The sequence below is a fragment of the Bombilactobacillus sp. ESL1092 genome, from assembly GCF_058107465.1.
The window spans coordinates 601,152-624,113 of sequence record NZ_CM176594.1 but is presented as its reverse complement, the minus strand read 5'-3'; the positions used below and the strand labels follow the sequence as shown (position 1 = coordinate 624,113).

At 38.0% G+C, this 22,962-nt stretch carries 19 protein-coding genes; 18 read left to right on the top strand and 1 reads right to left on the bottom strand.

Going from position 1 to position 22,962, the window contains the following annotated elements; translation table 11 throughout:
• The first annotated feature begins 66 nt into the window (after nt 1-66).
• From AC3B6Y_RS02975 to AC3B6Y_RS02920, 12 genes are all read left to right on the top strand, one after another.
• A complete protein-coding gene (locus AC3B6Y_RS02975; protein ID WP_489791327.1) occupies nt 67-408 on the top strand; it encodes a hypothetical protein in 342 nt (113 codons plus the stop codon).
• A 2-nt stretch (nt 409-410) separates the two neighbouring features.
• The gene (locus AC3B6Y_RS02970; protein WP_489791326.1) at nt 411-1,523 is read left to right on the top strand and encodes a GH25 family lysozyme; all 1,113 of its coding nucleotides are present in this window, start codon (nt 411-413) and stop codon (nt 1,521-1,523) included.
• A gap of 230 nt (nt 1,524-1,753) precedes the next feature.
• Nucleotides 1,754-2,671 carry a peptidoglycan recognition protein family protein gene (locus AC3B6Y_RS02965; RefSeq protein ID WP_489791324.1) on the top strand — a complete coding sequence of 306 codons (918 nt, stop codon included), beginning with the start codon at nt 1,754-1,756 and terminating at the stop codon, nt 2,669-2,671.
• Nucleotides 2,672-2,836: 165 nt separating this feature from the next.
• Entirely contained in the window at nt 2,837-3,631 is a 795-nt protein-coding gene (locus tag AC3B6Y_RS02960) for a hypothetical protein (RefSeq protein ID WP_489769504.1), read from the top strand.
• 173 nt (nt 3,632-3,804) lie between these two features.
• Nucleotides 3,805-4,284 (top strand): sigma-70 RNA polymerase sigma factor region 4 domain-containing protein, encoded by a 480-nt coding sequence (locus AC3B6Y_RS02955; RefSeq protein ID WP_489791323.1) that lies wholly within the window; start codon nt 3,805-3,807, stop codon nt 4,282-4,284.
• A 433-nt stretch (nt 4,285-4,717) separates the two neighbouring features.
• Nucleotides 4,718-7,390, top strand: coding sequence for a hypothetical protein (locus tag AC3B6Y_RS02950; protein WP_489791322.1), 2,673 nt, complete (start codon nt 4,718-4,720; stop codon nt 7,388-7,390).
• 503 nt (nt 7,391-7,893) lie between these two features.
• Entirely contained in the window at nt 7,894-10,671 is a 2,778-nt protein-coding gene (locus AC3B6Y_RS02945) for a hypothetical protein (protein ID WP_489791320.1), read from the top strand.
• A 728-nt stretch (nt 10,672-11,399) separates the two neighbouring features.
• Complete coding sequence (locus AC3B6Y_RS02940) at nt 11,400-12,878, top strand: hypothetical protein (protein WP_489791318.1); 1,479 nt, start codon at nt 11,400-11,402, stop codon at nt 12,876-12,878.
• Nucleotides 12,879-12,890: 12 nt separating this feature from the next.
• A complete protein-coding gene (locus AC3B6Y_RS02935) occupies nt 12,891-13,901 on the top strand; it encodes an AI-2E family transporter (RefSeq protein WP_489758108.1) in 1,011 nt (336 codons plus the stop codon).
• Nucleotides 13,902-13,973: 72 nt separating this feature from the next.
• Entirely contained in the window at nt 13,974-15,653 is a 1,680-nt protein-coding gene (locus AC3B6Y_RS02930) for a hypothetical protein (RefSeq protein WP_489791317.1), read from the top strand.
• A gap of 167 nt (nt 15,654-15,820) precedes the next feature.
• The gene (locus tag AC3B6Y_RS02925) at nt 15,821-16,807 is read left to right on the top strand and encodes an acyltransferase family protein (RefSeq protein ID WP_489791316.1); all 987 of its coding nucleotides are present in this window, start codon (nt 15,821-15,823) and stop codon (nt 16,805-16,807) included.
• 67 nt (nt 16,808-16,874) lie between these two features.
• Nucleotides 16,875-17,564 (top strand): 2,3-diphosphoglycerate-dependent phosphoglycerate mutase, encoded by a 690-nt coding sequence (locus AC3B6Y_RS02920; RefSeq protein ID WP_489758111.1) that lies wholly within the window; start codon nt 16,875-16,877, stop codon nt 17,562-17,564.
• Between the two features lie 147 nt (nt 17,565-17,711).
• Here the strand turns inward: AC3B6Y_RS02920 and AC3B6Y_RS02915 are convergent, their stop codons facing one another.
• A complete protein-coding gene (locus AC3B6Y_RS02915; protein WP_489791314.1) occupies nt 17,712-18,140 on the bottom strand; it encodes a type III toxin-antitoxin system ToxN/AbiQ family toxin in 429 nt (142 codons plus the stop codon).
• A 376-nt stretch (nt 18,141-18,516) separates the two neighbouring features.
• Between AC3B6Y_RS02915 and efp the strand changes: the two genes are divergently transcribed.
• The 6 genes from efp to AC3B6Y_RS02885 all read left to right on the top strand — a co-directional run bounded on the left by efp (nt 18,517) and on the right by AC3B6Y_RS02885 (nt 22,914).
• Entirely contained in the window at nt 18,517-19,080 is a 564-nt protein-coding gene (gene efp, locus AC3B6Y_RS02910) for an elongation factor P (RefSeq protein WP_489758115.1), read from the top strand.
• Nucleotides 19,067-19,885: a PfkB family carbohydrate kinase gene (locus AC3B6Y_RS02905; RefSeq protein ID WP_489791312.1), complete on the top strand. Its 819-nt coding sequence runs from the start codon at nt 19,067-19,069 to the stop codon at nt 19,883-19,885. The genes efp and AC3B6Y_RS02905 overlap by 14 nt, the downstream gene beginning before the upstream one ends.
• Nucleotides 19,882-20,433, top strand: coding sequence for an ECF transporter S component (locus AC3B6Y_RS02900; protein ID WP_489791311.1), 552 nt, complete (start codon nt 19,882-19,884; stop codon nt 20,431-20,433). Before AC3B6Y_RS02905 ends, AC3B6Y_RS02900 begins: the two co-directional genes overlap by 4 nt.
• A gap of 4 nt (nt 20,434-20,437) precedes the next feature.
• The gene (locus AC3B6Y_RS02895; protein ID WP_489791310.1) at nt 20,438-21,127 is read left to right on the top strand and encodes a DUF6198 family protein; all 690 of its coding nucleotides are present in this window, start codon (nt 20,438-20,440) and stop codon (nt 21,125-21,127) included.
• A 238-nt stretch (nt 21,128-21,365) separates the two neighbouring features.
• Nucleotides 21,366-21,908 (top strand): citrate lyase holo-[acyl-carrier protein] synthase, encoded by a 543-nt coding sequence (gene citX, locus AC3B6Y_RS02890; protein ID WP_489769513.1) that lies wholly within the window; start codon nt 21,366-21,368, stop codon nt 21,906-21,908.
• 217 nt (nt 21,909-22,125) lie between these two features.
• Nucleotides 22,126-22,914: an alpha/beta fold hydrolase gene (locus AC3B6Y_RS02885; RefSeq protein ID WP_489791309.1), complete on the top strand. Its 789-nt coding sequence runs from the start codon at nt 22,126-22,128 to the stop codon at nt 22,912-22,914.
• Nucleotides 22,915-22,962 lie beyond the last annotated feature (48 nt).

The window sequence follows — 22,962 nt, the reverse complement described above, 5'->3', positions numbered from 1 at the left end:
AATAGAATTGCGTTTCTATTTGTTTGATCGCTTTTTTTGTTTTAGGAGTTAAAGGAGATGATCTGAATGAGTCTGTGGTCTTGGATTGAAATAACTATCGCCTTATTACCAATTCCAGCAGCCTATTTGGGATGTAAAAAAGCACTAAAATCTATGCATGATAATTCACGTGTCTCTAAAATGGATGCGCGCGTCACCCATACAGAACAAGCTATTCAAGCAATTCTGCATGATTCTTTGTATAAACGATGTACTTTTTTTATTAGTAAAGGTTCAATTTCCTTAACGGAGTTGGATAATATTGAGCACTTGTATAAAGGTTATGCAAGTGTCGGCGGCGATGGAACTGGTAAAACTCTCTACAATAAAGTGCTAGCTTTAAAAATTTTAGATGATGATAAGGAGTGATGATGTTGAAAAAAGTTTATGTGAATTTGTTTTGGGGAGTAGTTATGGAACTACTCTTTTTTACTACATCAGTTCAAGCTGCTAATACCGATATGGTGGACGTATCTAATCATAATGGCGATATGACTTATGCTAATTTTGTAGATATGCGCGACCATTATGGCGTTAAATCAGTGGTCACCAAAATTAGTGAGGGAACTGACTATCAAGACCCTACGGCAGCTAATAATATTAAAACTGCCCAGCAAGCAGGTCTATATATTAATGGTTATCATTTTGCGCGTTATCAAACGGTCCAACAAGCTAAAAACGAGGCAGACTATGCTTGTCAAACCGCTAAGGCTGATGGCTTACCTGTTGGAGCTGTTTTGGTAGCAGATGTTGAATCTTCTGAACAACAAGCACTGAGCTATTCGCAAAATCAAGCCAATAATGAAGCGTTTGAGAATGTTGTTCAACAATATGGTTATCGTCCTAATATCTATACGATGGCTAGTTGGGTAGGAGTCAAGTTTCCCGTATCTAAAGGGTGGATCGCTCAATATCCTGCTAATCCTTGGAACTTAACTTCTTATAGTAATCATCATGCTTGGCAATTTGCGTCAGATATGTCGTTTACTGGTAGTTATGGGCAGTTTGATGTATCTAATTTATATGATGATTTTTACACCGCTGGACAAAAGACTGTTAATACTATTAATAATGTCGTCACCACTCAAACCACGGATAAGAATGCTTCGACTATGTTTCACAGTGATAGTTCTGCTTTTGATACAACGCCGTTATTGAATAATACTAGTTGGGCAGCTTCGAAGATAATACCTGATAACAATAATCGTCCGATGTTTTTAGTCGGTGGTGATAGTTATCTACCACAAAGGAATACTAATCTTAAAGGCTTACTGACGATTAATTATTTAAACGGTTATGGTCCCAATGCTGTCGATAGTACTGGTAAGGAAATTGCAAATTCCAATCTAACTTTTAAAGGGGGAACACAATGGAAAACGAATGATAAACTGTATAATATTTCTGGGGTTGGCTATTGTTATAAAGTGGCAGCAAATGAATATGTCGCAGCGAAGTATCAAGTTGGATCTGGATTTAAAGGATAATTAATTGAAAATAAATGGCTTAACGTATTATTAATTATTTTCCTCCGAGTACGAATCAATATTAATGTTATGATGATTTAGTTCAATGTCAAAATCTAACATCTATATCTCAATGACTATTATCGAGATTATAAGTCTTTTGCGTTTATGTTACACAAATGTTAAAGATATTGTTCTGAAATTTATTTATTGTTAAAATGATTACAAGATTAAAAATGGAGGAAATAAAAATGCTGAAACGAAATTTAAAAATAATTATTTCGTTGATGTTTGGTTTAGTTATTGGCTTTGGCTTCACCAGCCAAAACACAAAAGCTGAAACAGTTAATGAATACATTCAGCGCAATAATATTCAACCAAGTAATATTCAACAGGTCAATGGAACTTTTGACCAAATGTTTGGTTATGAAAATGGTGTTGGTAAACCTGAAGGGGTCGTTATCCATGAAACTGCAACTCCAGGGGCTACTGCTTGGGATGAAGTAACCTACTTCAACCGCGAATGGCAAACCGCCCAAACTTATGTACATGCGTTTGCGGATGCTAACCACATTTTACAAATTCATAATACTGACTATGGGGTTTGGGGAGCTGGTTATTGGGCGAACCAACGCTTTATCCAAATTGAATTATGTGAAGAAAACACTTATGATGGTTTTGCTCGTTCGGTGAATAATCAAGCTTACTTTACTGCTTATATGTTGAAGAAATATGGCTTGAAGCCGTCATTGGCTGATCATACTGGTAGTGGTACGATCTGGTCACATAATGCGGTGAATCAGTATCACCCTTCGGCTGGTGGGCATACTGACCCAATTGGTTGGTTTAGTAAATGGGGTTACTCCATGGATCAATTCTATCAATTGGTTCAAAGTCAATATGATAAGTTGAACGATACTGCCAATAATGCGGCTGCTGGCAACAGTAAAGATGGTATTATTCAAGTTAATGATAATACAATTGGCGACATTTATAATTTGAAATCTGATGGTAGCTTTGAATTAGTTCCTGAGAGAAAATTATTAAAGTCAACCCAATGGATTTACAATAAGTCTGCAGTCTATAATGGTCATACCTACTTTAAGGTTTCCCCAACGGAATGGGCTATTGACACGCAAAACACGATCTTACGTTATTCCACACACTAAAATATCATAATTATTTAAAGACTATTAGTGATTTTTTGCTAATAGTCTTTTTTTGTGATCTTTTTTACCAAAAAGAGTAGTCTTTTTAAGTAATTCGCGTTAAATTGTTATTGTTGCAACCGTTAACACGCGGCTGCTCCAATCATAAGGAAGAGGTATTGGGATATGAAAGATTACGATTTAACCAAAGTACCAGTGATGAATAAAGAGGTGTTAAAAGCAGCGATTGCGCACCAACAATTACCCATTCGCCAGGAATTTCAATTAACGGCACAAACCATTGCTTTATTTGATTTACAAGGTCAAGCGGCATATCCAACCGTCATTTTTGACCGCCAATTGGGCTATTTTGGGCTTCGCCAAACGACTCGTCAAATTTGGAATAACTATTTTCACCAACATATCTTCGATTTGTACCATACCCGCCGCTTGATTCAATATCATGGGCACTCACGATTATTGGCGCTGTCCTTAGGTTCATTGGTGTATTTTCCATTAGGGGCGATTGGTCATGGCAACAGCGACTGGGTCGGTTTGCACGGGCAGATTGATTGTGCACAAGACCTTCAACACCAACAAGCAACTTTTTATGATGAGTCCGGACAGCAATTACAATTTACTTATAGCCGCCGGCATGATTTGTGGACGGCAATTCATCAAGCTGGCTTTTACGCGCAATATAATGTGCGGGCATTTGAACTGGCAGCTCAAGAGTTAGGCTTGGAACTTAAACCGATCGTTTGGAGTAGCTTATTGAAGCAGGTGATTAACTGTCACTGCTCCTTACATCGTCAATTACCAACCACATACTTAGAAGTTAAAGACTTTTTACAAAGTTTTCAGACTTGGTCTTTAACCCACTTATTAAAAGATCCCGACTTGGATTTAAATGAACAATTGCAGCAAGAGCAGCTGCGCTTTTGGCAAAGTAATTTACATGCGGCGCACTATTTATGGTAGTAATTGCGCCCGCGGTTGCAGATTAGTTGTGTGCAACCAGTAGTAATTAATTCACAAAAGGTGTATTCAATCCTTTGGTAGTCGTGTTTAACGCGTGTTTTATGGGAAGTTCAGGCTTGTTATCTTAAAGCTACACAAGCGCTTGTGCAAACTTAAGATGGGAGTTTGAACTAGTGAAACATTCGTTACGGCAAGGTTTTGATTTAGCCTTAACTAATCAACGCTTAATTGGTGGCGCCTTGAAACAAGCTGGGGTTTGGCGCAATAATCTGAATTATGAAGATTATTTTCAGGATGCCTTAGTACTGTATGCCACGACGTGGGTCCAATTTGAGCAATCAGCTGGTCAATTTGCACCGTATATTTTTCAAAAGATTGTCTGGCGCACGCAAGATCAATTGCGCCAAAGTCACCGCCAGCAACATGAGTTGGTGGAAGAACTCTTTTATTTACCCGCGCAACCGACCACGGCACTTAGCGACTGGCAGGTAGTGTTACACCAAAAGGCTCGGCAATTAGCACCATTAGAACGGCAAGTATTGCAAGCCTGTATTCTAGAAGTACCACTAACGCAATTGGCGAAACAAGTTCATAAAAGTCCGCGGTATTTACGTAAAATTCGCGCCCAAGTTCGTCAGAAATTAATATCATAAAGTGATTGATTGAAAAAACACAACTAAAGTTCAGAGACGTTTGAATAACTTTAATTGTGTTTTTTTTAATATTTTTCTAATAATTATCCTGCTTAGAATAACATAAATATTATTAAGGATTTTAAGATTAAATGAATTATGGTTTACTGCCAATATATACTCAGTTTGTTTGCCTTAATATCAAATAAAGTGATTTTTTAAAGGGGAAAGTTTCATTGACTTGGTGAATTAATGAGCACTAAAATGGAGTATCAATTGTTACGTAGTAGTTGATGCACAAACAGTTTATTGAACTTTTTTACAAAATAATTAATTATTTTTTGATTAAATGCTATAGCTAAATAAATTCTTTGATATCAAAGGCACTGATAATTTGTATTATTTTTCAAGTAAATCTTTACTGGAAAAATTGTTTAATTTTGCATCGAGAACTATGAGAGATGCAGTAAGAATAGGTGTAGTGATGTTAAAAAGGCAAAAAGTTTTCCAAATTTTCATGGGTTTGGTAACTGTTAGTTTAGTGAACATTATTTTATTTAATCAGCAAAATTGTAATCCCACAGTGGTGGCCGCGCAAATTTCGTCATTGCTGCCTTGGACTAGCAAGCAACTCGGCGGCAAAACGCCAACTGCCAGTTTGATAGCAACAGAGCCCTGGACGCGGAAGAGTGAACTTGTATATAACTCGCAGGTTTATCAACCGGCAAACTTTCGCTTAACTGGTACGAGTACTTGGAATCCGCAGTCGAAAAGTTGTGATGTTGCGTTAAAGTGGGATGATCTGACAGCACCAGCGGCACCATATCAGCTTAATGGTGGTTATAAAGTTTATTCTTCATCAGCGAGTAATGCGAGCTGGTTGATGGAACCAATCAATTATGGCAAGCACCTTAAAGTTTTGAATGTTTATCCGGATAAAGGGAATTTTTTGAAAAAATGGCTTGCTGGCTATGATAGAGATCCCTCTGACGGTTCGAGTTTGTTAGATATCACTGAAGTGCCACTGACGACTTTTAATAAAAATCCCGATTATTATTTATATCAAAATCATCAAAATGGTGCTTATCAATATGATTCTCTTTTTTTTGGCTCCAAAGATAGCAATGGGAATCAAGATATTAGTGATGTGGCGGGCCAAGCTGTGACCAAGTTTGGGAATACGGGTCGCGCAGTGATTATTGGTCATGATGTTGTCGCAGGCAATCATTCGCTAGCACAACATGCTAACTTCAACAAATATTTAGCCGATAAATTAGGAATTCAAGTCGTGGCAGTGCCTGATGGGCAAGTGCAGCCGCGGGTAGGCTCGACCAAGGTTAAATTTGTGAACGCCGGTTTTTTAACTGAGTATCCTAATGAATTACCTACGGATCAAGATTATACGATTTCCAAATCGCATACTTTTGGGCAGTACTATCTCTATGGCGGGCAAGCCCAACGCTGGATGCAATTTGATCAACCTTATTCAGATGCTGAAAATAGTCATTTCTTTGCCTTGAACGCTGCCAGTAATCCTTATGAATTAAGCAGTGGTCAAACACCAGCGGCGAGTGATTTAGGCGATAACAATCATTACTTAATTACCAAAAATAATTATGCGATGATTCAGACCGGTCACACTTTAGGAGCTTGTACACCTGATGAAGCGCGGATTATCGTGAATACCATTTATTATGTTTCGTCCTTAACGACGACGAATACCGCTAATATTAAAACCGCCAAAGATACAACGGCGCCCAATGAACCCGACGTGAGCCTGGCTAATACTAATCCTGGTAATCCGAACCGCCTCAATATTACTTTAGATAAGCATGTGGCTACTGGAATGAGTTATAACGCGCAAGACGGCGATAATGGTAATCTCTATAATTTTAAAATTACGGCTAATGTTGCCGGGAGGAATGAAGAACTGGATTCGGATGCTATTCATCAAAAGGTTGAAAGTGGTGTTTGGGGTTATCTCTACCAAATTGATAATCAGCCTACCGCCACTTTGACGCCCAATCATGATAGCTATGGGAATGTTACTTTAACCGACATTGACCGCAGTGATGGGAGTGGTGAACACCTGACACCAGATATTAATAATTTAAAAGTTAGTTTTACCGCCCAACGTTCACTCGGTCATTCGCAATTTTTGCATGTTGCCACCGTCGATCGGGCGGGCAATATTTCCACAACTAAAACGGTGAATCTGAATAGTTATAATTTGCCGTATCAAGGCACCTTAACGACAACAGGGCAAGTGGATGGACAGGCTGCTTCAACGACACCAACTTTTCGTCCCGGCGCGACTGTCCAGTTGAAGAGTGATTACCAGATGCAAAATCAAGCTTATAGTTATCAAGATTTACAAGCACCCATCCATTTCAGTGATCATTTACCAGTTGGCTTAACGTATGTGCCTAACAGCTTACAGGTAACACTGCGAACAACTAGCGGGCAAAGTTATACTTTGACGCCACAGCAATTACAGGCTAATCAGCCACTGGACTTTAGTTTATTAAGTCCAGATGGAACGGCTATTTTTCCACCGGGGAGTTTAATTGAAGTAACTTTTCAAGCCACAACGTCAGCGCAAGACAATTTAGTCCAAATCATGAATCATGCTGAAGTGACGGGCAAGAGTAGTGATCAACTATCCCAAAAGACCACTAGTGATCTAAAACTGACGCGGGCTGGTGTGTTAGAAATTACGAGTGTGCCCCAAGAGATTGCCTTTGGGACTGTGAAGAGCGCACCAGTCAACAATGATAATACTAAAACGATTGGGGATCTGAAAGTGCGGCATTTTAGTTCGACCACTGCTGCTAGTCAGCACTTCAATGTGCAAGTGGCGTTTAATCAGCAATTACGTAATTCACTGCTCACGCCGGTGACGGGGTGGAATTTACAGTTGGATACAGACAATGGTTGGCAATCGGTCACCTCTGCGACAAACTTGGGTCAACAAACGCAATTCAGTGGTAATGTGCAGGGAGGCATTGTCGATTTTGTTAAGCAAATTGGAGTCGGTAAATGGCGGTTAACCATTCCCCAGATACATCCCAAGAGTGATGATTATCAAGGAACCATCACTTGGAGTGTAGTCAATGGAATCAATTAAGTTAATGGCATTTTAGAATAGGCTGGAACAAAATAATTAGAGGTTGAGACAAAAAAGTTGTTCGTCAATTTCAACGGACATTTTCTTTTAAAGGTGCTTTAAACCTCGTTATTGTTCCAACCTTTTTCATTTGCAGTTTACATAATTTGTTAAAGTTAAGATCTGACAAGTGGCATTGAGGAGTTATTTTACAAAAAAGTGAATTCAAGTACAAAAATATGTGGATTTTAAATTAAATTTGCTTAGATATTAAAAAAACCATTTATTTCAATCAAGCTTTGCGTAATGGGTGGATTTTTATTGACTTTAATAATTATTTTGCATTAAAATTATTACGTAAATAATTCATGCATTTTTAATTAAAATTAGGCTTTATTTATTAAATAAATGCTATTTTGAAAATAATTTTCGGAAAATATTTTTAATTATTGTAAAAAATAATCTTGCTGGAATCGAATGTGAGTTCAGAATTGGTTGGTTTTAGTTGCTAAATGTCAGTTGCGATGAAAAAAGGTGTAATGATGTTTAAATTACAAAAGCTAATTCAAAAAACAATCATAGTGGTGGCGATCGGATTTTTAGGAATTAATGTTGGGGTAGAACCAGTTAGTGCCCAACCAGTTCAGGTCGCAGTTTCCGCTAAAAAGCAAACAGGCACTGATTTAAAATCAATGATTGACCAAGTGCAAAATTTGGGACAACCAGTTGCTCAGTCCACACCAACAACGCAACAATCGCCTACCAAAGCGATTCGCGTTGCTCACACGCCTACAAAAGCTGCTTCTAATTTAGCAAGAACGGCAGTTCCCGAGCCGGTCTATAACTCTACGACTTATGGACAATCCAAGTTTGGTTTAAAGGGTCATAGTACTTGGGATCCACAATCGAAAAGTTGTGATGTTACTTTGAACTGGGATGATTTAAGTTCTCCTAATTCTAAATATACGTTAAATAGTGGTTATAAGGTTAATTCGGCATTACAAGGTGCCAAAACTTGGACTATTGAGCCCATTAATTACGGGCGCCATTTGAAAGTCTTGAACGTTTATCCTGATGATGGTAAACACAACGGGCGTTTTTTAAAAAGTTGGTTGACGGGCTATGATAAGAATCCTGATCCGGCATCAGCTCATGAAAGTATGTTGAATGTAACGGAAGTTTCGTTGCCTGATTTTAACAGTAATCCTGATTATTATTTGTATACTAATCATAGTTCGGGTGCGTTCCAATATGATGCCATTTATTTTGGCTCACGAGATAGTAATCTACACCAAGATATTAGTACTACTGCTAGTCAGGCGGTGGCTAAGTTTGGTAATGCTGGTCGGGCGGTCATTATTGGTCATGATGTCGTGGCGGGTAATCACTCAATTGGTCAACATACCAACTTTAACCAATATTTAGCCGATAAATTAGGTATTAAAGTTGTTCAAGTGGCCGATGGGCAAGTGCAACCACGCGTGGGTTCACAACAAGTAAAATTTGTTCATACCGGTTTTTTGACCGAGTACCCTAATGAATTACCAATTGATCGCGATTATACGATTTCTAATTCTCATACTTTTGGTCAATATTATATGTATAGTGGTCAAGCAGAGCGCTGGATGCAATTTGACCAGCCGTATTCGGACGCAGAAAATAGCCATCCGTTTGCGATTAATAGTGCTAATAATTTGTACGAATTAGCGGTGGGACAGAATCCAGCGCCTAGTGATTTAGGTGATAATAATCATTATTTAATTACCAAAAATAACTATGCTATGATTCAAACGGGTCATACTACGGGAGCTTGTACACCGGATGAAGCGAGGATTATTGTCAACACAATTTATTATGTTTCATCTTTGTCAATGACTAATTCAGCCACGATTAAAACTGCTCAAGACAAGGCCGCACCGAACACGCCTACTATTTATGCTACTAAACCAACTGATCCAGACAAAATTCATATTACATTAGATAAGCAAGTGACAGCTAACAATTCCTATGCTACTCAAGATGGTGATAATGGGTCGGTCTATTGTTTTAAAATTCAAGCCAATGTTGCTCAATTTTCAGATAGTGAAATTGAATCGGATGCGATTAACCAAAAAGTGGAAAGTGGCGTCTGGGGCTATTTATATAAGATTGATGATCAATCTTCGGAAACACTCACGCCACGCCGTGATGCTTACGGTAATGTAACTCTGACAAATGTAGATCGTCCGGACGGAAGTGGTGAACATTTGGTACCAAACATCAATGATTTGAATGTGGGTTTTGACGCTTACCGTGCGCAAGGACGCTCGAAAATTTTACACGTTGCCACGGTGGATCGCGCGGGCAATGTTTCGAAAACTGTAGATGTGGCTTTTGGCGATTATTATAATGCGCCGTATCAAGGACAATTAACGCAAGCAACTCAAGGAGCAGAACAAACAAGCTATAATACCACAACGACCTTTCAACCGGGTGATCTAATCAATTTTAAAATGGATTATCAAATGGATGATAAGTCATATGCCTGTCAAAACTTGACTTCACCAATTACTTTTAGTGATCATTTGCCAACGGGTTTAACCTATGTTCCGGGCAGTCTCAAAATCAGTTTAACTAATCCTAGTGGAACTAAGTATAATTTGACACCAAGTGTTGCTGACGCAGCACAGCCCTTAGATTTTAGTATGAACAGCCCTTCCGGAACGATTTTTCCGCCGGGCAGTTCGATTGAAATTACTTTTCAAGCAAAAACTTCCGCACAGGATAATTATGTTAATTTAGTCAATCACAGTGAATTAAGTGGCACTAGTAGTGATGGTACTAATCAATCATCCGAAGCTAATGTAACTTTGACACGGACGGGCGTGCTGACGATTAAGGAAGTACCGTCGGAAATCAAGTTTGATAAAATTCGTATCCCCAAAGATAGTGGGACAAATGCTTCGACCGTGGGGAATTTAAAAATTCAACATTTTAGCCCTGACAGTACTAATGCGGCCACAGGTTCGCAGAATTTTAACGTGCAAGTTTCGTTTAATCAAGCTTTAGTCGGTAAAAACAAAAAAACTACTAAAAATTGGAGCTTAGATTTGAAAACAGATCAAGACTGGCTGCCAGTGGAGACTGGAACAAAGTTGGGCCAAAAGACTGAATTTACCGGTAATACTACGACGGATGGCATTGTTGATTTAACTAACAAAGTTGGGAAGGGCCAGTGGAAATTGACAGTTCCTAAGGTTCGCCCTCAAAATAATGATTACAGTGGTACTATCACTTGGACGGCAGTTAATGGACTGAGTTAAGTGTTAGAAAATGATGTGCATAAAAAGATCAGTATTCAATTAAGAGCTAGATTTTTAAAATTCTGGTTCGAGTCATAATAGCAGTGTTTTTAGTTTTCACCATAGTAATTGTTTGTTGGTTCAAAATAGTTTATCAAATTAATTTAAGAGATACAATAAAGTGGCTAGATCCTTGTGAATCAAGGATTTAGCCACTTTTGATGGTATACTTAATAAGTAAAGTTAAATGCTAAGGCAGTGGCTATTCCGAAAGGGAGTGGTGCTTATGGTGTAAAAACTGTAACCCCAGATCCTAAAGAAAGGAATAGCAAATTGTTTCATTTTAACGTCCACGATCTTTGCCAAATAATCAATACGATTATTGACGTGGCAAGTTTCTTCAAGTTTCTTTTGGATGATCATGCATGAATCAAAAAAATAGCTGTCCTTAGCCACGCCAAGCTAGATAGCTATTTAAAGTAGATTTAAAATTTTGAATAGTCACCGCTTTGGTAACTTTACGGAAAGGTTAGTGTTACAGCACTGACCTTTTCTTACATACAAATAATAACATAGTTGGAAATAGATTTCATGTCAAAGGATCGTATTGATGAGTTTGAGATTACTTTTCTATTATTAAATTTCGAATATTAATTATCCCTACTTTTCATATTTTGCTATAATGAAGCTTGTTATCTACATATGCATTAAAGCGCAATTCATTGGTCAAATAATGAGGGGATTATTTAATGAAGAAACAGCGAATTTTGGGAACAAGATTGCTAATGATTTGCAGTTTGTTGGGACTGCTGTTAGTTGGGTGTCACAAGCAGGCAGTTAATCAACAAATTACGCAATCGAAAACAGCTTGGTATTTATACCAAAAGCCCAATCAAAATGTGCAACGTTTGCGTTTTTATCGCAATCAGACAGTAGGGGTGCAACATGTTAGCTTATTGGGCGATCGCCATGGCTCAAGCGTGTTGAATGCTAAGTTTGCGAATCCTTCCTATCAGCTCAATCAAGATGGTCAAGAAATCACGATTAATACGACTCATCCGAAAATGATTTTAGCTGTTAAAAAAGCCTACCATGAACAAAAAGCTGGTTACACACTAACCGGCTTTGACGTGACTTATCAGGGTGAAAAGTGGAAGTTGGGTCAGATTACAAAAGTTAATCACGCTAAAAATAAGAAGTATCGCCAGTATCAAAAGCAACAGCGTCAAGCACAGTTAACGACGAAGCAATCAGATCAATTAGGGCCAACTTTATTAAAGCATTTGGTGACTCCGTCTTTGAAAAATGCAAGTAGCCAATTAAATAATCAATCAATTGCGGGCGAGTATAATTATCGCGCCTTGTTAGGCATGAGTCGAGTTTACGGGCATTTAAGTATTGATACCAAAGGGCATTTTACGAATACTTTATATGTTCACGCCAAGCAAAGCGTGAAAAATCCTAACCAAGATAATCCAGTGATGTTAGAGCAACAGACAATTTCTGGAATTTTAACAAGTTTATATGGTAAATTATATTTTAAGCCGGCTAATGTTTTAAGTGTCAAATACTTTACAGCGGGGCAAAATCCTGAAAATCCGGCGATTAAGTCGTTTAATTTGACGACTAATTCCAAGAGATATGGTCAAAATATTAAATTGGCCAAGTACCGCATTGAAAAAACGGATCAGGGGCTAATGCTTTATAATCAAGACTTAGCAGCATGGACTGATCAAAAGCAGTCCACGACTGACGGTGTTCAGCTCTATGAAAACGCCAAAGCAGGCCCCACTTTAAAGCAGCAGTACGATAGGTTGTATCAGCATTATCAAGATTTAAAGAAAGCGCCAGTTACCTCGAATGCAGATTTAAGGCAATATGTTGCAGTTAATGCTAGTCAACATGATAATACGTTAGCGGGAATTGGTATTAATTTGGCGGGCAAATTTAGCATTACACAAGATGCTAAAAGCTTTACCGGAATTGATCGTCAAGGTCATCAACAACCAACTCGCCAATACGTGGCGTTATTAGAACCGGCTATTTTGCAAGATCAAAAAAGTAAACACACCGTGAATACCCCCGCTGGTCAATTCTTGGTTTTTGGTGTTTATCAACAGCGTTTATATCTATTACAACAACCCGATAGTGATTCCACGACCACTACGTGGACGGGGTTTAAGAATCTAAAATTAAAATTACCAATTGCGAATATTACGTGGAATTAATGAGGTGACCACATGAAATTATATCGAGAGTTTTTACAAAATCAGCAACTGCGCCGGAGTGTGGTGTTGTTGTTATGCATTTTTGTTATTTGGTTAATGCGAGGGATCATGAGTATCGTCTTGTTAACGTTTATTTTTACTTTTTTGTCCATTAATTTTGTCCGGTGGGTGCAAAAACGCCTGCACTGGTCGCCGTTTTGGATTGTCACTCCGTTGTACTTAATTATTATCGGGGTGATTTATCTGTTTGCAACGCACTATATTCCTAATATCATTAATTCCACGGTGCAATTATCCAAAAAATTATTTAGTTTTTATAATAGTAATCAAGTGCAAAATAATTCGGTCTTGGCTTACATCGTCGATAGTCTGAAAAGTTTAAAATTAGATGATCAGCTCAAAAAAGGTGTTGCTCAAGTAGTGAAATATTTGACTAGTGTCGGGGCTTTAGGTGTTACAATCGTTTTATCCTTTTTATTGAGTTATTTTTATAGTTTTGATGCTGATAAAATGAATGATTTTGGGCGTTCTTTTCAAAAGGGACACTTGGCATGGTTCTTTCAAGATATTAATTATTTTGCCCAAAAATTTGTGAACACCTTTGGCGTAGTTTTAGAAGCCCAGTTGGTGATTGCGGTTGTCAATACAATTTTAACGAGTATTGTCATGATTATTTTGAAGTTTCCAGGTATTCCGAGTTTAGCAGTCATGATTTTTGTGTTGTCCATGATTCCGGTAGCGGGTGTAATTATCTCCTTGGTTCCATTGTCAATCGTGGCTTATTCTGTGGGCGGTTGGCAACCAATGATTTATATCTGGATTGCTGTTTTATTAATTCATACGCTAGAAACCTATGTCTTAAATCCCAAGTTAATGTCTAGTCGCACCAACTTGCCGATTTTTGTGACCTTCGTAGTGTTACTCATTGCCCAAAAAATGTGGGGTACTTGGGGGTTAATTGTGGGTATTCCAATTTTTACTTTCTTTTTGGATTTACTAAAAGTTAAAACAATTAAAGTCTGATGAAAGTTAGTGTTCTGTATATTACTTTTATGTTAAACTGATATTAGTTGGTAATAGAGTGAGGTATTTTATATGTCATTATTTAATAAGCAACATTCTAATAAACAATCGGATTCTAATCAGCCGCAAGAACAACAAATGGCTAATAATCAACAACCTAATCCGAATATGATGCCGAATCAGGCGATGAATAATAACAATTATGGTGGTGCTAGTCAGCAAACACAACAAATGCCGGTCCAAAACCCGAATAACGTAGCTTTGAATCAACAAACGCAGCAGATGCCAGTGCAAGATCCCAACGCGGCGTTGAATCAGCAAACACAACAAATGCCCGTCCAGGACCCGAATGCTTCCATGGGCCAACCGACTCAGCAGATGCCAGTTCAAAATCCGCCGGCCAATGATCAAAACGCGGCTAACGCCAATAATTCGGGTTATTTTCAAGATGTTGCTGAATATCCCGTGCAAAATCCTGCGCCTCAGAATAATGATACCAATTTATATCACTCCAGTAATTTTAATAAGCCCAATGTGACAGTTAATGAAGTCACTGAAAAAACGGCTTCGAAGAATACCGGTTGGGATCAGTGGCGTCAAACTGAAGAACAATTAACCAATCTCAAGTCTGAACAACAAGAATTGAAGCACGTATTGAAGGGGCAATTACTGAGCAGTCGGACTTTTTATCATCAAACGCTTCAAAGAAAGCAAGAGAGTGACGACCCATATGCTCAAAATGTTAATTACGACTTGCAACAAATTCAACAAATTAATGATTCTTTGAAACGCTGGTTTGGAACCGATGCTATTTCTGGTGAGGTTATGTTTGAAAAAGGACAACAGTATTTAGTTTTAGAAGAACGTTTGGCCCAACCGGATGATGAAAGTACTGATGATTTAGCTAATTTGAATTTTTATTTAGATTCATTTCATGTGTTGCCTAATTTAGTGACATTAAACTTTGATGAAGAATTAGCGGCCAATTGGCAAGATAACCTGGACGCAGGGGTTGTTAATCCCGAATCACAATTATTAAACTTGTACCAATATTTTCAAACTGAAGCAGACGCCAAAGCCAATGTGAAGCGTTCTGGGATGGGCATTGAAATTAGCCCTCATGCACGTGTAGAAACGGACTCGCAACAAAATATTGATCGCATTTATGAGCGAGATAGTTTAGTGATGAAGGTGGTCAAGGATGAAGACGGGCAACCAGCTAATATCTACCACTACTATAACGGTCAATTGTTAAGCTTAGACTATTTAAATGAAGCAGGAATTAATCTGGTAACAGAGTTTTTTGATAGTCGGGCGAAAGATCAATTGTTGCGTAAGAATTTTTATCGTTTAGATGGCACGTTGGCGGTGATTTTGAATTATCAAGAATCCCAACCGCGGGTTCAGGTCTTCAATCATAATAATTCTTTAGTCCAAGCTTTTGAAACGGAGCAAGATTTTGCAGCTTGGTGGCTGGTCAATAAGGTCTTAAATGATAAGACGACGATTATTGTTCCCCTGAGCTCACCGGTTTGCATGATTCTGCTAGAATATCCGGATGCTAATTATCAAGTAATGCCTTATATTGATGATTTTAAACAGCAACAAACTGAAGTTTCACAGTTATTGCCATTGACGGAACGCTTGAGTGCTGGAATTTTAGTTAAATCGGCTGATGATCAAAAACGTTTAAGTGAATTGACGCAAGGGCAAGTTAATGTTTCCATTGTGAATGCGGATGATGAACAGTAAGAATACTAAATTATAATTTATAAAAGCTGAGACAGGGCGATTAATGAAGCAGCATTAGTTGGTCATTAATTCGAAAGTCGCCAGCTTTTTTTTGCTGTTGCAATCCATGCTAAAATATAAAGTGATATCTATTTTGTTAAATAAGTTAGGAAAGGATCTTTTGATTAATGCGCAAGCAGCAAATTGATAGTCTGGATGCAATGAAAATCTTAGCTGCTTTAGCAGTAGTTAGTATTCATACAGGCTTTGTTGATGTTTTAGACCGCTTGAGTCACAGTCATTTTTTTACTTTGACAGTTCGGATGGCTGTGCCATTATTTTTTATTGCTGCAAGTTTTTTATTGGCGCGTCATATTAATGTCCATCATGATCGTTTGCCAGCTTTAAAAAATTATACGGTGCGGATTGGTAAGTTGTATATTTTTTGGTTAATCTTATACGGGTATTATATTGGGCGTGATGCGTGGGATAGCTTTCGCATATATGGTTGGAATTTGCCACGTTTTTTATATACTTGTGGTCAATGGTTACTGGTGGGTCCTTGGACCATGTTAGTAGGCTGGTATTTAAATGCACTCTTATTTGGAGTTTGGTTTGTTTATTGGTGGGGACGTAAAAGACCTAAATTGAGTTTTAGCACTGCCTTAATTATTTTTTTGACGATTGTGTTCTTTAGTGCCTATGTACCTGTGAACACCGGTATTTTAATCGCCTGCACACTATTTGTTGGTCCGATTTATGTTTATTTGGGCCAATTTATTGTCCATTTAACGACTTTGCCAAGTTGGAAAATCTTGGGCACGACGTTGGTTGCCGCGCTTATCATAGCTTACTGTGAGTTACATTTTGTCTTACAAGGACATGGTCACAGTGATCAATTAGTGAGCTACTTATTGTTAGCTCCCGTGTTATTTATGATAACTTTAAAAATACCGCTCCATTTGCCACATGCTAAATGGTGGCGCAATTTAAGTACGGTGATGTATTTTAGTCATTACTTATTAATGAAAATTGGTTACAATTTTTTGTATTATCAAATTCATAGTACAACGTTACGTTATGGCTTAGTCGTTATTGCAGCTGTGCTTTGTTACTTGTTGATACTTGGCTTACAGCACACGCGGTTGCGGTTTTTGGTCAAGTGGTCTTATTGACACTAGTTTACTGAAAACATATAATATCTTGTGAGAATGTAAACCTAATAAAAGGGGTATTGCGATTATGGCAAAATTAGTATTTATTCGTCATGGCCAAAGCCAATGGAACTTATCAAATCAATTCACTGGCTGGGTTGATGTGGATTTAAGTGAAGAAGGCGTTGAACAAGCTAAAAATGCGGGTCGGTTATTGAAGGCTGAAGGCATTGAGTTTGATCAAGCTTATACTTCTGTCTTGACACGGGCTATTAAGACTTTGCACTATGCATTGGAAGAAGCCGGTCAATTATGGATTCCGGAAGAAAAATCTTGGCGTTTGAATGAACGTCATTATGGTGCTTTACAAGGATTAAACAAGCAAGAAACAGCTGATAAATATGGTGATGAACAAGTCCATATTTGGCGGCGTTCTTACGATACTTTACCACCATTATTGGATGCCAGTGATGAAGGTTCTGCAGCACAAGATCGGCGTTATGCTGACTTAGATCCACGGGCTATTCCTGGTGGCGAAAACTTAAAGGTTACTTTGGAACGGGTTATTCCATTCTGGCAAGATAAGATTGCGCCGAAGTTGTTAGACAACAAGAATGTGATCATTGCTGCTCATGGTAACTCTTTGCGGGCTTTGACTAAGTATATTGAAGACATTTCTGATGAAGACATCATGGATGTTGAAATGGCTACTGGTCAACCTGTAGTTTATGATTTGGATGATCAATTAAATATCATTAGCAAGACTAAATTAGGCTAGAAAGACCTATATTAGAAAAAAAGACTGACAAACAATTTTCGTTGTTTCAGTCTTTTTTGTTTACAAAATTTAATTAGTTTCAAATTGCGTAAGTGCGTGTTCCAATAATTGAAAATCATTACATAAGTTGCAGTAGTAAGTGTCTTTTTACAGATACCTTTTACGATAGACGGTTTGTGACTTTTTAAGAATGCGTTTGCTAACCATTGGATCAGAAATGTAAAGATATTGATTAAGTAACATTCTGTCCTTTCGATTGTGATTGTTTAAATCAATATTCACTAAACTTAATTCAGTTGTTGGTACTGGTAACATGTTATTTAATAAGATGTAACCTAGGCGATTATTGATATTGTTCTTTTCAAATATTTTAATAATGACCCGAGATCGTGTTTTCATCCGTTGTTCTTTCTGTGGGTTGTAACTGGATAATGGTGCGAAATAATTGAATTTGCCATTTTGAAAAACGATTCCGCAATAATCACGATGATTTTGATATGTATTTTGAATTGAAACTTTTGGTGCTAATTGATGAGCATAATTAATATGGATATCAGAAACTGTGTATAAATCCATATTTACTTTTCTCCTATAAAAAAGTAGAGCCCTATTTTATCTCTACTTTTCAAGTCCAACTATGGTATGGATACACCTAATCTTTATACTTACACATTATAAATTGCTTTTGTTAATTTTCAAATTTACTAAGGTTCTTATTTTCGGCATTTTTGAAAATTTGTTTTTTCTTTATAGTGTTCCAAAAGTTAGAAGTTTTATTTATCTCATTAAAGTAAAAATTCTTACTTGAGCGTCGCACGTAGTTAGTATTCAACTTTAGTCTCCACTTATATAGTTTACAAAAAGAATCATGCGTAATTAATGGTTCTAGACTTAACTATTTGGCTAGATCTGCTACAATGATAGGTAATTAAGGATTTGGAGGAGAGACATTATGATTGAAGCAGTAAGTTTACGTGCTGGGATGACATTTATTCAAGATGGCAAATTAATCAAGGTAATGAAGGCTGATCATCATAAGCCAGGTAAGGGCAATACTGTAATGCGCTTGAAGCTTAAGGATTTGCGCAGTGGTTCAATTGTCGACACAACCATGCATCCAGATGTTAAATTGGAGCAAGCAGTTATTGATACAAAAGCGGCACAATACTTATACACGCAAGATGATGTAGCGGTGTTTATGGATTTGGAAACATATGATCAATATGAAGTTCCTTTGGCAATTATTTCCCAGGAAATGAAATTTTTAATGGAAAATATGGAAGTAAAAATTGATTTTTATGGTTCTGAGGTGGTTGGAATTAGTTTACCAACAACTGTTGTATTGACGGTGACGGACACGCAACCTTTAATTAAAGGGGCTACGGCAGCGGGTTCGAATAAGCCGGCAACAATGAATACAGGTTTGGTGGTCGCCGTTCCTGATTTTATTAATGTTGGTGAAAAACTGGAAATTAATACGCAAGACGGAAGTTATGTCAAACGTGCCAATAAGTAGACCAGATCAGCACTTCTTAGTAGCTGAAGATTGGTCCAGTTGGGGCAGTATGTCTTTGCAGGTAGCGACCACTGTCTTGCAAAATTTGGGAATACCTAGTGTCAGTTTACCAGTTAACATTTTGGCAACGCATCCAGGACATGACGTGCAGGCGCCTAAATTAGATGTGAGTCAATGGCTCCAGCAAGTGCTAACTTATTGGGATCAAGTCGCGTTTAGTGGTTTGGCACTTGGTTATTTGGGTACGAAGCAATTAGTTACTATTTGGCAAAAATATTTAGCAAGGCATCACTTGCCGTTAGTCGTGCTCGATCCTGCGATGGCTGATCATGGTCAATTGTATGGTTTATTGAATCATGATTATGTGAAAGCGCAACGCCAGTTATTACCATTCGCTGATGTTTTGACCCCGAATTTCACAGAAGCGCAGCTGTTATTAAATACCACAATTACGACTCCAGACCAATTAGTTCAAGCACTGAAGCAATTAACACAACAAATTAAAGGCAATCAAGTAGTGATTACCGGTGTCGCTAAGCAGGACAAGATTGGCTGCGCTTATCTCGTGGCAGGAAAATTACAATATTTAGCGTATCCGAAAGCTCATCATTCTGTGAGCGGTAGTGGTGATTTATTTACCAGTATTTTGGCTGGTTGTTTACTACAGCAAATGGATTGGTTAGCAGCAGTGCAAACAGCAACACGATTAACGACGAAGGCAGTAACATTAACACCAATAGAGCAAAGTGATGTCCAAGTAGCGACAATCGCGGCCGATTTAGAACAATTGAGGATGAGAAAATGACATCAAAAACATTACGGAAAACGATTTTTACCGGTTTGTGTGCCGCAATTATTTTTATTGGAATTAGTCTGTTTCGAATTTATTTGCCAGCACCAACGGGGCGGCCCTTTATTCATTTTGGCAATACTTTTGCGGTTATTTCAGTCATGTTGCTAGGCTTTCGAGCAGGTGCGTTAGCTTCGATGATTGGTCTGGGACTATTTGATATTCTCAATGGTTATGCGGCAACGTCGTGGTTAACCATTTTGGAAGCTTTGATTTTAGCCTTTGTCACTTCCTGGGTCTTTAAACGAGTACATTATGTAACTGACAAGCGGATCAGTAAATTGTATGTAGTATCGTTTGCCGCGGGGGCTATTAAGTTGTTAACTTCTTGGTGTACGGGAATTATTGAAGGGTTAATGGTTGGAACGCAATTACACGTGGCGATGATTAATGCGTTTGTTAGTTTGCCAGCGACTTTGATTAATTCGCTTGCGACTTTTATCATAGTACCGTTAATTTATGTAGCATTGGAACGAACCTTATTGAAACGGATGAAAATGTAATCATATGATTGAATTAGCTGATGGAACTAGAAGACGTCTCAAAAGTTCCGAAATGATTTTTTATTTGGGCTTTTCCATTATTTTAAATTCACTGGCCAATGGCTTAACAGTTGCTACTCATTTAGGTAGTGCTGTTTGGACGGCCTCAGCGGTTAATCTCGAAGGTCAAATTTCTTGGAGCTTAGGTACAATTTTGTTGGTTTATGCATTGCTAGTTCAGTGCTTAAACACTCTGATTAGTCAAAAATTAGATTTGACCATGTTTATCAGTAATATGTTGTTTGCACTGTGCTTTAGTTATCTCGTGCAATTTAGTAATCATTGGTTTACTTTATTGAAAGTTCCCCAACTACCATTAATTTGGCGCTTAATTCTCGATATTTTAGGTGTTTGCTTAATTGCCACGGCAGTGTCCGTGTATCAACGTGTGAATGTGATGTTACATCCTAATGATGAATTTAGTTTTTTATTACGGTTTCATTTTTTTCACGGAAATGCTGCGTGGGGGCAAATTGTTAGTTATATTATTCCAGTATTAATTATGATTTATTGCTGGGTACGTTCAGGGCAATTGCAGTCCGTGGGCATTGGAACTTTGTTCTCACTGTTTTGCCAAGGTTTTGTCATTGGCTGGGCTGATCACCACATTTTTAGCAAATTACAGCACCATTTTACAACTAAGCCGACTGAATAAACTAACTGCAAAATGTTAGTGTAGTTGTCTATACCACTAATTTTTGCGTGCTAAAATTAGGACATGATGAGAAGTGAGAGTTTCGGCAATTAATTAGAGTTTTGATAAGCTCTGAGACTTTTAATCTTCCAAATTAATCATTAAAATAACTTGTGTCTTATGAACATTATGTTAAACTTAGCGCGAGTAAATTAAAGCATATCTGTAATTTCAGATAATTGATAAGGTGTAGTAGACGATGACAATACTTGACCACGGGACGCCGATTACATTAGCTGCCATGAAGCAGAATCAAATTTGGCGTACTCAACAACAAGCAACTCTGACAAAAAATTACCGTATGGATGTACTTTTAACAATTCGGTTGATAATTCCTGGCAATGTCAAGAATAATGAAGCTTTACGTAGAGTTTTTATTGCAGGTTTAAAAGAACTAGAATTAATTTGTTCCAAAGAACAACTGCCTATAATTTATTTTGAGAACTATTTACATCGACTGACAGGGCCAGAAGCTTTTTTGATTTTGTCAGAAAGCTCAGTGCTAATTAAACGGCGAATGGTTCGCTTTGAAGATCAATTTACTTTAGGCTGTTTATTTAAAATTGATATTTGGCCGTATGGTTCAGACAAGTGTTTATCACGGACCGATGTTGGTCGTAGACAACGACAGTGCTTAATTTGTTCGCAACCAGCTCAACAATGTTGTCGCGAGCAAAAGCATAGCTTAGAGCAATTAAAATTAGCAGTTGATCAGTGCTATTGGGCATATTTTGGTCAATAATTTTTAGTAAAAGTATAAGACTGAAGCAAGCAAAGTTAGTGTTCAAAAATGAACCATTTCGGCTTGTTGCAGTCTTATTTTAGTGGTGAAAATTATAGTGCTCAGCTTTTGTTCATCCGGTGGTGTAGTCTGCTATTTGGGACTTGAACCCCCTTCCAAAAAAGTGTAGTTTAAAATTAGTTAATTTTAATGCTGAACATTTTAGGAGATGCTTAGGATGTGGCTGACAACAAGTGACGGAATCCAGTTAAATTATCAAGTCCGTGGGCAGGGACCAGTCTTAGTCTTTGTTGCGGGTTATTCTGGAACGCAGTTAGAATGGCAACAAGAAGTCGATTTTTTTGTGCAACAACACTATCAAGTAGTGACGATTGATCAACGCAATCACGGTCAATCACAACGGACGCGGCATAATTTACGAATTGCTCGCTTGGCCGCCGATTTGGCGGAATTATTTGCGGCCTTGGACTTACATAATGCAGTTTTAATTAGTCATTCCATGGGCGCAGCCGTGATGTGGTGTTATGTTAGTTTGTTTGGAACGCAGCGCATAAAAGCGTTAGTTGATGTGGATGAATCCCCTAAAGCTTTGAATACGCCGCATTGGCAATACGGAGCTTTAGATCTAACTTGGGAAACTGTGCGGCAACAGCAACAGCGCATTTTACAAACGAAAATGACTTATCAACAAGTACCAACACCAATTTGGCAAGCATTGAAAGCACAACAGCAGGCGCATCCATTTGATCCAGAATTAAATGTGCCCTTATTAACTAATCACTTGTTGCAAGATTGGCGCGATGTGATTGCTACCTGTTTGTTACCGCAATTATTTTTAGGTAGTGTGCATTCGCCGATTTGGCACCCCGGTTATGTCGACTTATGCTTGCAGTTAGCTCCCAAAGGTTATGCCCAGATTTTTCAAAATTCGGGGCACTTACCGCATTTAGAAGAAGCGTCGCAGTTTAATCAGTGGGTATTAACGTTTTTGCAAACGGTAATTTGAGAGTTATTGGTTCAAAAACGGGTTTAGCTGTATAATAAAAGCTTACAG

What these genes read in the sequence shown, in the direction of transcription:
- efp (WP_489758115.1), top strand. Translation starts at nt 18,517, where the DNA reads ATGATTGAAGCAGTAAGTTTACGTGCTGGGATGACATTTATTCAAGAT.
- AC3B6Y_RS02970 (WP_489791326.1), top strand. Translation starts at nt 411, where the DNA reads ATGTTGAAAAAAGTTTATGTGAATTTGTTTTGGGGAGTAGTTATGGAA.
- AC3B6Y_RS02915 (WP_489791314.1), bottom strand. Translation starts at nt 18,140, where the DNA reads ATGGATTTATACACAGTTTCTGATATCCATATTAATTATGCTCATCAA.
- AC3B6Y_RS02920 (WP_489758111.1), top strand. Translation starts at nt 16,875, where the DNA reads ATGGCAAAATTAGTATTTATTCGTCATGGCCAAAGCCAATGGAACTTA.
- AC3B6Y_RS02950 (WP_489791322.1), top strand. Translation starts at nt 4,718, where the DNA reads ATGAGAGATGCAGTAAGAATAGGTGTAGTGATGTTAAAAAGGCAAAAA.
- AC3B6Y_RS02965 (WP_489791324.1), top strand. Translation starts at nt 1,754, where the DNA reads ATGCTGAAACGAAATTTAAAAATAATTATTTCGTTGATGTTTGGTTTA.
- AC3B6Y_RS02940 (WP_489791318.1), top strand. Translation starts at nt 11,400, where the DNA reads ATGAAGAAACAGCGAATTTTGGGAACAAGATTGCTAATGATTTGCAGT.
- AC3B6Y_RS02960 (WP_489769504.1), top strand. Translation starts at nt 2,837, where the DNA reads ATGAAAGATTACGATTTAACCAAAGTACCAGTGATGAATAAAGAGGTG.
- AC3B6Y_RS02975 (WP_489791327.1), top strand. Translation starts at nt 67, where the DNA reads ATGAGTCTGTGGTCTTGGATTGAAATAACTATCGCCTTATTACCAATT.
- AC3B6Y_RS02900 (WP_489791311.1), top strand. Translation starts at nt 19,882, where the DNA reads ATGACATCAAAAACATTACGGAAAACGATTTTTACCGGTTTGTGTGCC.
- AC3B6Y_RS02935 (WP_489758108.1), top strand. Translation starts at nt 12,891, where the DNA reads ATGAAATTATATCGAGAGTTTTTACAAAATCAGCAACTGCGCCGGAGT.
- AC3B6Y_RS02895 (WP_489791310.1), top strand. Translation starts at nt 20,438, where the DNA reads ATGATTGAATTAGCTGATGGAACTAGAAGACGTCTCAAAAGTTCCGAA.
- AC3B6Y_RS02925 (WP_489791316.1), top strand. Translation starts at nt 15,821, where the DNA reads ATGCGCAAGCAGCAAATTGATAGTCTGGATGCAATGAAAATCTTAGCT.
- AC3B6Y_RS02945 (WP_489791320.1), top strand. Translation starts at nt 7,894, where the DNA reads ATGAAAAAAGGTGTAATGATGTTTAAATTACAAAAGCTAATTCAAAAA.
- AC3B6Y_RS02885 (WP_489791309.1), top strand. Translation starts at nt 22,126, where the DNA reads ATGTGGCTGACAACAAGTGACGGAATCCAGTTAAATTATCAAGTCCGT.
- citX (WP_489769513.1), top strand. Translation starts at nt 21,366, where the DNA reads ATGACAATACTTGACCACGGGACGCCGATTACATTAGCTGCCATGAAG.
- AC3B6Y_RS02930 (WP_489791317.1), top strand. Translation starts at nt 13,974, where the DNA reads ATGTCATTATTTAATAAGCAACATTCTAATAAACAATCGGATTCTAAT.